Source organism: Bacteroides muris (ex Afrizal et al. 2022), from assembly GCF_004793475.1.
Classification (GTDB): domain Bacteria; phylum Bacteroidota; class Bacteroidia; order Bacteroidales; family Bacteroidaceae; genus Bacteroides; species Bacteroides muris.
On sequence record NZ_SRYZ01000008.1, the window covers coordinates 24,312 to 39,848 of the forward strand.

Below are 15,537 nucleotides of genomic sequence, written 5' to 3' on the forward strand. Positions count from 1 at the left end.
TTAGTTATGAGTTATAAGTTATGAGTTATTTGCTGGCAGCGGTTTGAATTGGTAGTGCCGGCAAAGGCAATAACTTATGACTCATAACTCATAACTCGTTATAAGGATGAATTACAGAAGACTGACCGAAGATGAAATTCTCCGGTTGAAGAGCCAGTCATGTCTGGCTGATGATTGGGGGAAAGTAACCGTTGCAGAAGAGTTCTCAACGGAATTTGTGCATCATACCCGTTTTTCGGGTGAGGTGCGTTTGGGAGTGTTCCATTCAGAATTTATGTTGCCGGGAGGAATCAGGAAGCATTCCGGTTTGCGGCATGTGACGTTGCATAATGTAACGGTGGGAGATAACTGTTGTATTGAGAATATCCAGAACTATATTGCCAATTATGAAATAGGGCATGACACCTTTATTGAGAATGTGGATATTATTCTGGTAGACGGTGTGTCGAAGTTTGGCAACGGGATAGAAGTGTCTGTTTTGAATGAAACAGGAGGCCGTGAGGTACTGATTAGTGATAAACTCTCCGCACACCAGGCCTATATTCTGGCGCTTTACCGCCATCGTCCGGAGCTGATTGCACGGATGAAGGAAATCACGGATTTTTATTCCAACAAACATGCTTCTGCTGTAGGAAGCATCGGGAACCATGTAATGATATTGAACACCGGTTCCATAAAGAATGTGCGCATCGGTGATTATTGCCGCATCTGTGGTACATGCCGTCTGTATAACGGAAGCATCAACAGCAACGAGGTGGCGCCGGTACACATCGGGCATGGGGTGATTTGTGATGATTTCATCATCTCTACCGGGTCTCATGTAGATGACGGAGCTATGCTGAGCCGCTGCTTCGTGGGGCAGGCATGCAAGTTGGGACACAACTACTCTGCCTCAGATTCTTTGTTTTTCAGCAACTGCCAGGGAGAGAACGGGGAGGCGTGCGCTATTTTTGCCGGACCTTATACGGTGACGCACCATAAATCCACGTTGCTGATTGCCGGTATGTTTTCCTTTATGAATGCCGGCTCGGGGTCCAATCAGAGCAACCATATGTATAAGTTAGGGCCTATCCATCAAGGCACTTTGGAGCGTGGTGCCAAGACGACTTCCGATTCGTACATCTTGTGGCCTGCAAGGGTGGGAGCGTTCTCCTTGGTAATGGGGCGCCATGTCAACCATTCTGATACTTCGAACCTGCCGTTCTCTTACTTGATAGAGCAGAATAATACCACCTACCTCGTGCCCGGTGTCAACCTGCGTAGTGTGGGTACCATCCGCGATGCCCAGAAGTGGCCGAAACGTGACGGGCGTACCGACCCGAACAAACTGGATTACATCAACTATAATCTTCTTAGCCCCTACACGGTGCAGAAGATGTTCAAGGGACGGGAAACGTTGCAGAATCTGCGTCATGCCAGTGGCGAGCTTTCGGATATCTATTCTTTCCATAGTGCGAAGATACGTAACTCGGCTTTGGTGAAAGGTATCCGCTTCTATGAAATAGCCATTCATAAGTTCCTCGGAAACTCTGTCATCAAGCGCTTGGAAGGCATTGACTTCCGGAGCAATGAAGAAATACGTGCCCGTTTGAAGCCCGATACTGCCATTGGCAGTGGCGAATGGGTGGATATTTCCGGATTGATAGCTCCGAAGAGTGAGATAGATGCGCTGATAGACGGTATTGAGTCCGGTAAAGTCGACCGCTTGAAGTCTATCAATGCCGAGTTTGAGAAGATGCACGGCAACTATTATACATACGAATGGACATGGGCGTATGAGAGGCTGGAAGAATTCTATGGCATCAAACCGGAGAACATGACGGCAGAAGACGTTATGCGCATTGTCGAAAAATGGAAAGAAGCAGTAGTTGGCCTCGACCGCATGGTGTATGAGGATGCCAAGAAAGAATTTTCACTGGCTTCCATGACGGGCTTCGGTGCCGACGGCTCGCGCCTGGAAAAGGAACTCGACTTTGAGCAGGTGCGCGGCGACTTTGAAAGTAATCCGTTTGTGACGGCTGTACTGAAACATATAGAGGTGAAGACGGCGCTGGGTGATGAACTGATAGGACGGATGCGGCGGGTATCAGAAAAATAATTATGATTTGCCGCCTTTTTACTCTAATTAAAGAATTATTTCAATAATAGTTTTTACCTTTGCTCTGTAAAGGCGGTTTTCGGGCTGCCTTTGCTATCCGAATCACTTTTAAACATTAAATATACGAGTAATTATGGCAACAACACCTCCGTTCAAGTATCAGCCCATGTTCGAGAAAGGGAAAGATACTACTGAGTATTATCTGCTTACGAAAGATTACGTGTCGGTAAGCGAGTTTGAAGGAAAACCTATCCTGAAGATTGAAAAAGAAGGTCTGACGGCAATGGCCAATGCGGCTTTCCGCGATGTATCGTTCATGTTGCGTCGTTCGCACAACGAGCAGGTTGCTAAGATTCTGAGCGACCCCGAAGCAAGCGATAACGATAAATATGTGGCACTCACCTTCCTGCGTAATGCAGAGGTGGCATCCAAGGGGGTACTTCCTTTCTGCCAGGATACGGGTACGGCAATCATCCACGGCGAAAAGGGACAACAAGTATGGACTGGCTACTGTGATGAAGAAGCTCTTTCACTGGGTGTTTACAAGACTTATACCGAAGAGAACCTGCGTTATTCGCAGAATGCTCCCCTCACCATGTACGATGAGGTGAATACGAAGTGCAACCTTCCCGCACAGATTGACATCGAAGCTACGGAAGGTATGGAGTACGAGTTCCTCTGCGTAACCAAGGGTGGCGGCTCTGCCAACAAGACTTATCTCTACCAGGAGACAAAGGCTATCCTCAACCCCGAAACATTGGTTCCCTTCCTTATCTCAAAAATCAAGACTTTGGGTACGGCAGCTTGTCCTCCCTATCACATCGCATTCGTTATTGGCGGTACCTCTGCCGAAAAGAACTTGCTGACTGTGAAACTGGCTTCCACCCACTTCTACGATAACCTACCCACTACCGGCAATGAGTTCGGCCGCGCTTTCCGCGATGTGGAACTGGAGAAGCTGGTACTGGAAGAAGCTCATAAGATTGGCCTCGGTGCCCAGTTCGGCGGCAAGTATCTGGCTCACGACATCCGCATCATCCGCCTGCCGCGTCACGGTGCGTCCTGCCCCGTGGGTCTGGGCGTTTCCTGCTCTGCCGACCGCAACATCAAGTGTAAAATCAATAAAGAAGGTATCTGGATTGAAAAGCTCGACAGCAATCCGGGCGAACTGATTCCCGAAGAACTCCGTAAGGCCGGTGAAGGCGACGTGGTGAAGATTGACCTGAACCAGCCGATGGCCGACATCCTGAAGGAGCTGACCAAGTATCCGGTTTCCACCCGTTTGTCTCTGAATGGAACCATTATCGTAGGCCGTGACATCGCACACGCCAAGCTGAAAGAACGTCTGGACCGTGGCGAAGACCTGCCCCAGTACATCAAAGACCATCCCATCTACTATGCCGGTCCTGCCAAGACTCCTCAAGGCATGGCTTGCGGCTCCATGGGCCCGACTACTGCCGGACGTATGGACCCGTATGTAGACCTCTTCCAAAGTCACGGCGGCAGCATGATTATGCTTGCCAAAGGTAACCGCAGCCAACAAGTGACGGATGCCTGCCAGAAGTACGGCGGTTTCTACTTGGGCTCTATTGGTGGTCCTGCAGCTATCTTGGCCCAGAACAATATCAAGAGCATCGAGTGCGTGGAATATCCCGAGCTCGGTATGGAAGCTATCTGGAAGATTGAGGTGGAGAACTTCCCTGCATTTATCCTGGTGGACGATAAGGGCAACGACTTCTTCAAGCAACTGAAACCCTGGAATTGCAGCAAGTAAAAACAGAAGCCTTTTAGAAGGGCATAATATAAGGAAAGCCGTAACGGAGAAAATCTTGTTACGGCTTTTTTGTTTTGTAGAGGGAAACAAAGTGTTTCGCGGCATAGAACACTCTGTTTCATCAAGCAAAACAAACTGAAACTCGTTCGGTATGCTGTATTACTTTGCCAGTTTCAACGGTTATCTATTGTTGGGGCATTATCTGAGGAACCATGACTGGATGGGCCGGCAACTCCGTGGCATCGGCATTCCCATGTTTGCCATTGGCTATGCTGTAACATTCATTGGTTTCCGCCATATGATATCCTTGCCGGATTTTACGGAGGAGATTCAGGGCTTATTATTTCCTCCAGATTCTCCACATATAGTAAGCGCAGTGCGTGAATGCGAAAACAAACGAGATAATCAGCAGCACTTTGCTTTCTCCCCATCCCACAGTCTGTTGGTGCCACAGCCCGGTGATGACACAAAGAACGGCAAGGATAAGTCCAATCATGTTCAAGGCCACCTGCCCGTGGCGGGTGGCGCCTCCATGCTCCAGCTTACTGTGCTTCATGCCGTAGCCCACGTAGATGTCCAGACCGATGAGCATCCACAGCACCAGGCGTATCCATGTATCGGCAGGAAGGAACAACATCATGCAAAGGCAAGTAAGAATACCCAGTATGGGGATAAGTGGAACAAGTGGGGTTTTAAAGGAACGGGGCACGTCAGGCATGGTTCTGCGTACTACCAGTACAGCGGCACAGACTAGCGTGAAGGCCATCAGCGTGCCGATGCTTGTCATCTCTCCGGCCAGCCGTGCGGGTACAAAAGCTGCCAGCAGGCCCACAAGTACCATGAAGAGCAGGTTGCTGCGTGCCGGAGTACGGAACTTTTCGTTGATATGCGAGAAGAAAGGAGGCAGCAGCCCGTCGTGGCTCATGCTTAGGAATACGCGGCTCTGTCCCAGCAGTGTCACCATGATGACGGAGCAATATCCGAACAGAATGGACAGCACGATGGCACGGTTCAGCCAGGGATAGTCCGGCTGGATGATACCTGCAGCATCAGCCTGCCCCATGTGCTCTATGGCTATGGCAACGGGAGCAATGCCTTGCTGTCCGCTGAAGGCGGTGTAGTGTGCCACTCCCGTCATGACGTGGGCAAAAACCATATAGAGCACGGTGCATACCAGCAGGGAGACCAGAATGCCGATAGGCATGTTCCGCTTCGGGTTCTTCGTCTCTTGGGCGGCTGTGCTCACGGCGTCGAACCCGAGGAAGGCGAAGAATACGATGGCCGCCCCTCGCATGATGCCGGAGAAGCCATATTCGCCCAGCACGCCCGTATTGGCAGGGATGTAAGGTGTATAGTTGTCGGTATTGATGTATTTCCAGCCGAGTATGACAAAAATCAGTATGACGGAAACCTTCAGGAATACAATGAAGCCGTTGAAGATGGAGCTGCCTTCCGTGCCCCGTATCAGGAAGAGGCTCATCAGCACTACGATAAGGAAGGCGGGGATATTTACGACTCCGCCATCCCAGGGACAGGCGGTGAGGGCTTGCGGTAGATGTATGTCCAGTCCCTCGAGAAAGACGACCAGATAGCGGCTCCAGCTGATGCTTACCGTGGTTGCGGCTACGGTGTATTCCAGTACCAGGTCCCACCCGATAATCCAGGCGATGAGTTCGCCCATCGTGGCATACGAGTAGGTGTATGCGCTGCCGGCTACGGGTATCATGGATGCAAATTCCGCATAACATAGTCCGGCGAAGCAGCATCCCAGTGCGGCAATGGCAAAGGACAGTGTGATGGCCGGTCCCGTATAGCCTGCCGCCACCGTTCCGGTGATGGAGAATAGACCCGCTCCGATGATGACTCCCACGCCCAGGGCAACAAGGCTCCACGGACCAAGTACACGTTTCAATGTTTTCTTTCCGGAGGCATTAGCCTCCGCTTGCAGTGCCTCGAATGGCTTTCTGATGAATAATCCCATTGTGCTTCAATTCTGATAAATCGGGCGCAAAGGTACGGATTATATTGCTTATTCCATATAGCGCGCTACTTTTCCACTGATTTGCAGTAGGGAGATTTCACATAATTTGGTATCATATTCCGCGGAGAGAATACGTTCTTCTGCATCCAGCAGACTCTTTTGGGCTTCGCGCATCTCGATTCCCGAGAGGTTGCCCAGCATATATCGTTCCATGGCAATCTCGTGGTTCTCCTTGGCAGCCACAAGGTTCTGGCGTTCCAGGTTCAGCATTTGCAGGTTGTTTTGGTAGGCCTGCCATAGGTTGCTGAGGTCGGCGCGCAGGGCTTGCTCCAGTTGCTCCCGTTCCAAGCGAGCGTTCTGCACGGCAATGCGGGCATTCTTGCGTTCGCGGCGCCGGTTGCCGTCGAACAGATTGAAGCCGACCGTGACGCCGAAGTTCAGACCGAGGTTGCTGCGGCGGCTGTTGGCAGAGATGTCATACTTGTTGAGGGTGTAGCCGTATCCGCCGTTCATCTTCACGTATGGGTAGTCGCGCGAGCAGACTTTCTTGTAGTCCAGACGGGCCAGGGTATTGTTCTGTTCGGCACGTAGCAGTGAGGCGTTGATGGTGAGGGTGGCGTTCCACAGCTCCTCGAAGTTCAGGGAGGCGGTCACGTTGATGAGGCTGTCTTGTATGATAAACGGCTGGTCTACATCTTTGTTTGCCATGAGTTCGTTCAGCTGGATACGTGAGGTGTGTAGCAGTTCCTGCTGTTTCATGTATTGGGCACTGTCGGCATTGAAGTCCACTTTGGCCTGCTGGTAGTCCAGGCGCGAGAAGTTACCGATGTGGTAACGCTCTTCCACAATGCGCAGGCGCTCTTTGGATAGCGATACGGCATAACGGAAGTTCTTCAGGCGGATTTTCTGCTGCACATAGTTATAGTATTCGGCGGCTATGTTGGCTATCAGGTCCTCGATGGCGATGCGCGTATTGGTCTCGCCTTGGCGTTCCAGCTCCTTGAGCCGTTGGTAGTTGGCGGTAATGTTGAAACCGTCGAAGATAGTCCAGTTCAGGTTGATGCCTGCATCGAGAGTTTGGTCGAACACTCCGTTGTCCTTGGTTGTCTCTCCGGTGGCTCGGGCTTTGGTCTCGGTATTGTCTATGGTTCCCTTGTAGCCGGCGGAGAGGTCCAGTGTGGGCAGGTAGCCCGCATTGCCCAGTGTGGCGTTGTTCTTGCTGACCTGCTCTTCATTGCGGACAATGCGCAGGGAGTAGTTGTTCAGCAATCCCTGCTCTAGGCAGGACTTCAAGGTGTAGGTAGGCGCAGGCTGTGCATAAAGGCCCGGTGCTGTGCAGACGATGGCTATGAAAATTAAAACAATGTGTTTCATGCGGTTTTTAGTTTACTTCGGTTGGTTGATACATAACTATAGATGGCAGGCACGATGTACATCGTCAGCAGTGTGGAGATGAGCATGCCGCCTACGACGGCAGTACCCATGGCAATGCGTTGGTTGCATCCTTCGCCGGTGGCAAATGCCAGCGGTATCAGTCCTAGTATAGTAGAGGCACTTGTCATCAGGATAGGGCGCAGGCGTTGCAAGGCGGCATCTTTGATGGCCATCATCTTTTCTTCGCCCGCATCTTGCTTCTGGTTGGCAAACTCCACGATAAGAATACCGTTTTTGGCTACCAGACCTATCAGCATGATGATGCCGATTTGGCTGAAGATGTTCATGGTAATACCTCCGAAATACATGAATACCAGTGCGCCGGCAATCGCGAGAGGCACCGTCAGCATGATAATCAGCGGATCCTTGAAGCTTTCGAACTGGGCGGCAAGAATAAGATAAATCAGTACGATGGCGAGTATGAAGGCAAACATCAGACTCGACGAACTTTCGCGATACTCTTTTGAGTCGCCCGTCAGTGCGGTACGGAACGAGTCATCCAGAGTTTCCTTGGCTATCCGGTCCATTTCGTCCAGTCCCTGACCGATGGTCTTCCTGTCGGCAAGTCCGGCAGAAACGGTGGCGGCGACGAAGCGGTTGTAGCGGTAGAGCTTGGGAGGGGCGATGCCGCCGGTCAGCTCTATCAGGTTGTCCAACTGTACCATGTTCCCGTTGTCGCTTCGGATATAGATGCCCTTCAGGTCGGCGGGCTTGTTACGTTGCTGGCGGTTGATTTCGCCTAATATCTCATATTGCTTTCCGTTCATGTAGAAGTATCCCATGCGCTGTCCGCTCAAGCCGTATTGCAGGGTTTGGGCAATGTTCTTGGTGCTTACGCCCATGATGCTTGCTTTGTCGCGGTTGATATTGATGCGTGCTTCGGGTTTGCTGAATTTAAGGTTCACGTCTGCCATTTGGAATACAGGACTTTCGTAGACTTTCGTCATAAACTTGGGCAGCACTTCCTGTAACTTCTCGATGTTGGTGGCCTGCAACACGTATTGCACAGGCATGCCGCCACGCCGTCCTCCGAACGAGGAGGATTGCTGCACGAAAGAACGCGCCTTGGTTTTTTTCTGCACCATTTTCGATAGTCTTTCAGCCACTTCCATTTGGGTATAGTCGCGGTCTTTCATATCTTTTAGCGTGATGCGTACATTGCCGCTACCGCTTGATACGCGCGCAGTCACTGCTTCGGCGTCCGGTACGAGGGAGTCTACCAGTTGGTTGATGTCTTCAGTGTAGTCGCGGATATACTCGTAGGTCACACCTTCGGCTCCCATCGTGTTGATGCTGATTTGCGAACGGTCTTCCAACGGCGCCATTTCTGCGGGTATCGTGTTCCAGAGGAAGCCGATGAGGAGAATAGTGATTACGGTAAAGGGCACCGTCATCCAGCGTTGTTTCAGCAGGGCGTTCAGCGAGCGGCTGTATATCCGGTTCATCCCTTCAAAGAAAGGTTCGGTCTTACGGTAGAACCAGCTTTGCTTTTCGCGTTTCACCAGGAGTTTGGTGGCAAGCATCGGGGTAAAGGTCAGTGCGGCAAATGAAGAGATAACCACCGAACCGGATACTACTATACTGAATTCGCGGAACAGCCGTCCCGTCATGCCATCCATGAACACAATGGGGAAGAACACGGCAACCAACGTGATGGTGGTGGAGATTACAGCAAAAAAGATTTCCTTGGCTCCCTCGATGCCTGCCTCCTTAGGAGGCATTCCTTTTTCTATGCGGACGTAGATGTTTTCAGTCATTACGATGGCATCGTCCACCACTAAGCCTACGGCCAGCACTACTGCCAGCATGGAAAGCACATTGATGGAGAAGCCTGCCAGATACATTACGAAGAAGGCACCGATGAGCGAAACCGGAATCACGATGCACGGTACCAGTGTCACGCGCCAATCGCGCAGGAAGAGGAAGATGATAATGATAACAAGCACAAAAGCCTCGTATACCGTCTGTTTCACCTCGTTGATGGAGGCGCGGATAAACTTGGTGTTGTCGAAACCGTAGTTGTATTGAATGTCTTCGGGCAAGTCTTTTTTCATCTTCTCCATGCGGTCATATACGGCATTGGCTATTTCTATGTGGTTGGCGCCCGGCTGCGGAATGACTACGATACCCACCATGGGTACACCGTTCATCTTCATATAACTCTTGATGTCGGCAGGGCCCAGCTCGGCACGTCCTATGTCGCTGAAACGGACGATACGGTTGCCATCTTCTTTCAGAATAAGGTTGTTGAACTCTTCCGCCGTATGCATCAGTCCCAGTGTGCGGATGGTGAGTTCGGTGGTATTTCCTTCGATACTGCCGGAGGGAAGTTCCACATTTTCCTGGTCTACGGCATTTTTCACATCCATGGGAGTGATGCCGTAACCGGACATCTTGATGGGGTCTAGCCAAAGACGCATGGAGTAGCGCTTCTCTCCCCAGATACTTACACTGCTGACATCGGAGATTGTTTGTAGCTGTTCCTTTACGGTGAGGTCGGCAATTTCGCTCAACTCCAATAAGGAACGTTTGTCACTCTGGAGTGCCACCATCAGGATAGGCATGGCATCGGCATCCGCTTTTGAAACTGTAGGCGGGTCACAGTCGCGAGGCAGGTAGCGTTGCGCGCGCGACACTTTATCGCGTACGTCGTTGGCGGCTGTTTCCAGGTCAACGGAAAGCTCGAACTCCACTGTGATGCGTGATGAACCTTGCTGGCTGACACTGGAGAGGGAGCGTATGCCGGGAATGCCGTTGATGTTTTGTTCCAGAGGTTCTGTTATCTGGTTCTCGATAACATCGGCGTTGGCACCCGGATAGGAGCAGGACACCGATATGATGGGATTATCTACGGACGGGTATTCGCGTACACCCAAGTAATTGTAGCCGATGAAACCAAATAGCAGAATTATCATGGTAAGTACTGTTGAGAGTACCGGTCGCCGTATGCTTAATTCGGATATATTCATGTTCAATTGATAATTGATGGTTGATAATTGATAATTGACAAAGAAGAAGTGGTTGCAGATAATGGTTGTTTGATGTGTTCGTTCTCCATTATCAATTCTTCATTTTTCAATTAACAGCGTCCAGTGTTACCGGCAGTCCGGTACGAAGTTGCAGCGTTCCTGAAGTAATGACGGTGTCACCGGCTTGCAAGCCTTGCAATACTTGTACTTCCGCTTCCGTACGGATTCCCGTAGTAATCTCTATCGGTTGGGCTTTTCCGGATTTATAGAGGAATATCTTGTCCTTTCCCATTTCAGGTACGATAGCTTCGGAAGGTACGGCAAGGGCATCTTGAATTTCGTCCTTGTTCAGCTTGATGCTGGCATAGCGGCCCGGCAGCACGGTTCCGTTGGTATTGGGATAAAGGGCACGGATAGTCAGCGTATGGGTGGCAGGGTCTATCTTCGATTCGCGGGCATAGACCGTAGCGTGGAAAGCGTTTAGCTTTCCTTCAAGGGTAAAGTCCAGTCCGGCACCTGTCTTTACATCATTGGCATACCGCTCGGGAACGGCAAATTCTACTTTCAGGGGTGAAATCTTGGTAAGCTTGGCCACGATGGTCGTAGGCGAGGCGTAAGTGCCTACGCTGACTTGACGCAGACCGATGACACCGTCAAAGGGGGCGCGAAGCTCGGTTTGTGCGATGTTCGATTCTATCAGGTCGATGTCGGCATTCAAGGTGGCAAGTTCTGTCTTGACTTGTTCGTAGGCTTCCTTGCTGACAGCGTCTCTTTCCAATAGGGCATTCTGGCGAAATACACGGTCTTCCGCTAGCTTTAATTGGGAGACGAGACGTTGCAGTTGTGCTTGCAACGGCCGGTCGTTCACTTTGGCAAGCAACTGTCCCTTCTTGACAAAGCTGCCTTCTTCAAAATTTATTTCTACGATTTTACCGGATGTCTCGAAGGAAAGGTCCACTTCCTCGTCCGGTAGCAGGCTGCCGCTGATTTGTATCTCATCTTTCAGCAGTTGCGGTTTGATTATTTTTGCATTTACATTTAGAATTTTCTTACCGTTATGTCGACCGGTCATCACCTTGTCGGCAGCTGTCAATTCTTCATTCTCTTTAGGTAATTGGGAGTAGATTCCTCCTCCAATCAGTCCGGCACCAATCATGATGATGATGCTCCATTTTACTCTTTTATTCATGTCGTAGTCTTAGTAGCAATAAAATCAACCTTAAATTAGACTACGGGAGAAGAGAATAGTTTAAAAGATAAAGAGTTAAAAAAGTGTAAGAATACAGACTGGAAAGGTGATAAAATGACAAATCAGTAAGCAGCCCGGTATTTTCCCTCCTCCTTGTCCTCCAGCATGTTCAGATAGGAAGCGTATCGTGACTCACTGATATAGTGCTTCTCGACAGCTTCGCGTACAGCACATCCGGGTTCGTGGCGGTGGGTACAGTTGCCGTAGCGGCAGTCGGCGGATGTCTTGAATATTTCCGGGAAGTAGTGTCCTATCTCTTCTTCTTCCATATCGAATGTCCCGAAACCTTTGATGCCCGGAGTGTCGATAATATATCCGTTGCCCGGAACCGGGAACATTTCCGAGAAGGTCGTGGTGTGCATGCCTTTATTGTGATAGGTGGATATTTCTCCGGTCTTAATCTCTATATCGGGCAATATTGCTTTGATGAGTGTCGATTTCCCCACCCCTGAATGTCCGGAAAAGAGGGTTGTCCGTCCTTTGAGTTCTTCTTTGATGGTGTCGATGCCTTCCCCTTTTTTGGCAGAAACCTTGAAACAGGGATAGCCGATGGTGGTGTAAAGGTTGATTAGGCTGTCCAAGTAGTGCAGCTCCTCTTCATCGTAGGCATCCACTTTGTTGAATATAATCTTGACGGGAACACTGTATGCTTCGGCAGAGGCGAGAAAACGGTCTATAAAGGTAGTGGAGGTATCGGGATAGTTCACTGTCACTATGAGTATGCACTGGTCGAGATTGGCGGCAAGAATGTGCGATTGCTTGGAAAGGTTGGAGGCGCGACGGATGATGTAATTCTTTCTGTCCTCTATTTCGCTGATAAAGGCCGTACCTTCCTGGTTCAGTATGATTTTCACATTGTCACCCACAGCTACGGGGTTGGTGCTTCGTATGCCTTTCAGCCGGAAGTTCCCTTTGATTTTGCATTCGATGTCCCTTCCGTCGTCAGTCCGTACCAAGTACCAGCTTCCGGTGTTTTTTATAACGAGTCCCCTCAAAATAGTTGAAAGTTGATAGTTGAAAGTTGAACATGGAGAGTTGAAAGGCGCCTATATTGGGTATATCAGGTCATTTTCAACTTTCCATGTTTCGTTTTCAACTTAATTAAACGGTCATGATTTCTTTATCCTTTGCAGCCAGCATGTCATCAATCCGTTTGATGAACTTGTCGTGAATCTTCTGCAACTTCTCTTCACCGCCTTTCTGGGCATCCTCTGCCAGTCCGTCTTTTACAGATTTCTTCAAGGCGTCGATGGCATCACGGCGTGCATTGCGTACGCTGACTTTGGCAGTTTCTCCTTCTCCCTTGCATTGTTTGGCAAGTTGTTTACGGCGTTCTTCCGTCAGCGGCGGGATGCCGATACGGATAATCTCACCATTGTTTTCGGGCATAATGCCGAGGCTGGAGTCAATGATGGCCTTTTCAATGACGCGGAACATGCTCTTATCCCATGGCTTGATGGCAATGCTGCGTGCGTCGGGAGTGGTTACGGCTGCCACATTGTTGATGGGAACCATACTTCCGTAAGAATCCACACGAATACCATCCAGCAAACGGATGTCAGCTTTTCCGGCGCGGATATGAGCCAATGCCTCGTCCAGATACATGATGGCCATGTCCATACTTTCTTGCGCTTCGTCTAAGATGTCTTTTACGTCTCTCATATTATTTTCGTTTTTTGGAATAGCTTTAATTGGAAACTTTGCAAATATAATTATTAAATCGGGAATTGGGAATTAAGAATTGAATAACATTCGGTTTTTATTTCTATTTCTCAATTTTCAATTCAATTATGCACCAGTGTACCGATGTCTTCTCCTTGCATCACTTTTTTCAGATTGCCCACTGTGTCCATGTCAAAAACGATGATGGGCAGGTTGTTCTCCTTGCACATGCAGGTGGCGGTGAGGTCCATCACTTTCAAACCGCGCTTCAACACTTCATCGTAGGTGATGTCGTGGAACTTCGTGGCCGTCGGGTCTTTCTCCGGGTCGGCGGTATAGATGCCGTCCACACGGGTACCTTTCAGCATGACATCTGCTTCAATCTCGATGCCGCGCAGGCTGGAACCGGTATCGGTAGTGAAGAACGGATTGCCTGTACCGGCGGACATGATAACTACTTCACCTGCTTCCATACATTCGATGGCGCGCCATTTATTGTAGAATTCGCCGATGGGTTCCATACGTACGGCAGTCAGCACGCGGGCTTTTACCCCGGCAGCCACTAAGGCGGAACTGAGGGCAAGACTGTTGATAACGGTTGCCAGCATGCCCATCTGGTCACCTTTCACACGGTCGAATCCCTTGTTGGCGCCGCTCAATCCGCGGAAAATGTTTCCACCGCCTATCACGATACCTATTTGTACTCCCAATCCGTGGATTTCCTTGATTTGAGCTGCGTATTCGGCAAGGCGTTTCTCGTCGATGCCGTATTGCTTTTCGCCCATCAGGCTCTCGCCGCTGAGCTTCAATAAGATTCTTTTGTATGTTGCCATAATATATAGGTTTTGTTATACTTTGTTTGTACGCAAAGATAATGTAAACATTTAAAGAGTGGAGGAAAAATCGGGTAAAATCTTCTATGCTCATGGCTTTTTCATTTACAGGAGTTATCACTTTGCACCGTTCCGTGAGGAGTTAAAGAAATTAGAGCCGATACTATCGCGTATGTAGTCATAAAAGTATTGGTTTTTAACTCCTGTAAATGAAAAAAACGTACTATACATACCGAATCCGGAAGCAATTGTACACGCTCTGCCACTCGGAAGCCGGACGGACAACCTCTACTTGGAGCGTGTAAACCTCTACTTGGGCATCCTGAAGTTGACAACTGAATACAGCAGGTTGACAGACTCTTGTGTCTAATTTGACAGACACTTGTGTTCAGCCCGACAGACACCGGAGTCTGTCAGACATGCCGGAGAGGGCTTTCACCGCCAGTCTCCGAAGGGAAGAGAAGTTTCACCGGAAATGCCGATGGATAGGGCGTTTCAGAAAAGGGTGAAAGATGTGGAAGCGCAATAATGCAAGTAAAATGGGCCGGTTTCAGCTACTGATTCGCATTAGTTGCTTTTCTTGCTTCTTATCATCGGGAGTCTTGGAAACAGTTTCCTGAAACGGACCAGATGACTTGTGATGTTTCCCCCTGCGATGACGAGTGTTACGGCTACGATAATCATCACCAGTCCGACGCTTTCTCTGACAGTCAAGCCTTCTCCAAAGACGGTGATTCCGAAGAAGATGGCCGTCACGGGTTCCAATGCGCCGAGAATGGCGGTCGGGGTGGAACCGATATATTGGATGGCACCGGTGGTGCAGAGGAAGGAGATGGCGGTGGGAAAGACAGCCAATGCAAGCAGATTACCCCACAGATACCACTGGTCCGGTGTGTTCAGTACTCCGGAATAGAGCAGGCGTGCCACAAAAAGCGACAGGCCGAAAAGAAGAACATAGAAGGTGACTTTAAGCGTAGCCACATTCTTCAACGATGTCTGGTTGATGCCCACGATGTATATGGCATAGGAAAGGGAAGAAGCGAAAACCAGCAGTGTACCTATCAGGCTCAGCGTGCTGCCATCCTCACTTTCATAGAGCAGTCCGATTCCTCCCAGTGCAAGCAGCATGCAGACGATAGTTTGCAGTGTCAGCTTCTCTTTGAAAACCATAGCCATAATAAGAGCTACCATGATGGGATAGACGAACAACAGGGTAGACGCTATGCCGGCTGCCATGTAGTTATAGCTCAGAAAAAGCGTCAGTGAGGAGAGGGCTACGAGCAATCCCATGATGATAAGCGGAAATGTTTCTTTCCGCTGTATCTTGAATGTTCGCCCTCTCGCTTTTATCATGATGCCCAGCAATGGGATGGCAAAAAGATATCTGAAAAAGAGTACCGAGTCCGGATTCATGCCGGCTTTGTACAACGGGAGGGCAAACAATGGATTCATACCGTAGGAAGCTGCGGCGATGGAACCCAAAATATATCCTTTGGCTTTTGCGTTCATATCTTTATCTGTAAATTAGCGCGCAAAG

At 49.7% G+C, this 15,537-nt stretch carries 10 protein-coding genes and 1 pseudogene; 3 read left to right on the plus strand and 8 right to left on the minus strand.

Going from position 1 to position 15,537, the window contains the following annotated elements; all coding sequences use genetic code 11:
* The first annotated feature begins 106 nt into the window (after positions 1-106).
* From E5355_RS05620 to E5355_RS19800, 3 genes and pseudogenes are all read left to right on the plus strand, one after another.
* Entirely contained in the window at positions 107-2,098 is a 1,992-nt protein-coding gene (locus tag E5355_RS05620; protein WP_168354283.1) for a DUF4954 family protein, read from the plus strand.
* A 133-nt stretch (positions 2,099-2,231) separates the two neighbouring features.
* A complete protein-coding gene (locus E5355_RS05625; protein WP_005824254.1) occupies positions 2,232-3,872 on the plus strand; it encodes a fumarate hydratase in 1,641 nt (546 codons plus the stop codon).
* A 139-nt stretch (positions 3,873-4,011) separates the two neighbouring features.
* Positions 4,012-4,242, plus strand: a pseudogene (locus E5355_RS19800) (acyltransferase); the annotation flags it as partial.
* Here the strand turns inward: E5355_RS19800 and E5355_RS05635 are convergent.
* The 8 genes from E5355_RS05635 to E5355_RS05670 form a co-directional block, all read right to left on the minus strand.
* Positions 4,213-5,853, minus strand: coding sequence for an amino acid permease (locus E5355_RS05635; protein WP_136009525.1), 1,641 nt, complete (start codon positions 5,851-5,853; stop codon positions 4,213-4,215). The pseudogene E5355_RS19800 and the gene E5355_RS05635 sit on opposite strands and share 30 nt — an antisense overlap.
* Before the next feature lie 48 nt (positions 5,854-5,901).
* Positions 5,902-7,227, minus strand: coding sequence for a TolC family protein (locus E5355_RS05640; protein WP_136009526.1), 1,326 nt, complete (start codon positions 7,225-7,227; stop codon positions 5,902-5,904).
* A complete protein-coding gene (locus E5355_RS05645; protein WP_136009527.1) occupies positions 7,224-10,256 on the minus strand; it encodes an efflux RND transporter permease subunit in 3,033 nt (1,010 codons plus the stop codon). The genes E5355_RS05640 and E5355_RS05645 overlap by 4 nt, the downstream gene beginning before the upstream one ends.
* Before the next feature lie 106 nt (positions 10,257-10,362).
* Positions 10,363-11,445, minus strand: a complete 1,083-nt coding sequence (locus tag E5355_RS05650; RefSeq protein WP_136009528.1) for an efflux RND transporter periplasmic adaptor subunit — start codon at positions 11,443-11,445, stop codon at positions 10,363-10,365.
* 122 nt (positions 11,446-11,567) lie between these two features.
* Entirely contained in the window at positions 11,568-12,500 is a 933-nt protein-coding gene (rsgA, locus tag E5355_RS05655; protein ID WP_136009529.1) for a ribosome small subunit-dependent GTPase A, read from the minus strand.
* A gap of 106 nt (positions 12,501-12,606) precedes the next feature.
* Positions 12,607-13,167, minus strand: a complete 561-nt coding sequence (frr, locus tag E5355_RS05660; protein WP_025834253.1) for a ribosome recycling factor — start codon at positions 13,165-13,167, stop codon at positions 12,607-12,609.
* Between the two features lie 122 nt (positions 13,168-13,289).
* Positions 13,290-14,000 carry a UMP kinase gene (gene pyrH / locus E5355_RS05665; RefSeq protein ID WP_136009530.1) on the minus strand — a complete coding sequence of 237 codons (711 nt, stop codon included), beginning with the start codon at positions 13,998-14,000 and terminating at the stop codon, positions 13,290-13,292.
* 567 nt (positions 14,001-14,567) lie between these two features.
* Complete coding sequence (locus E5355_RS05670) at positions 14,568-15,509, minus strand: DMT family transporter (protein WP_136009531.1); 942 nt, start codon at positions 15,507-15,509, stop codon at positions 14,568-14,570.
* Between the last annotated feature and the right edge of the window lie 28 nt (positions 15,510-15,537).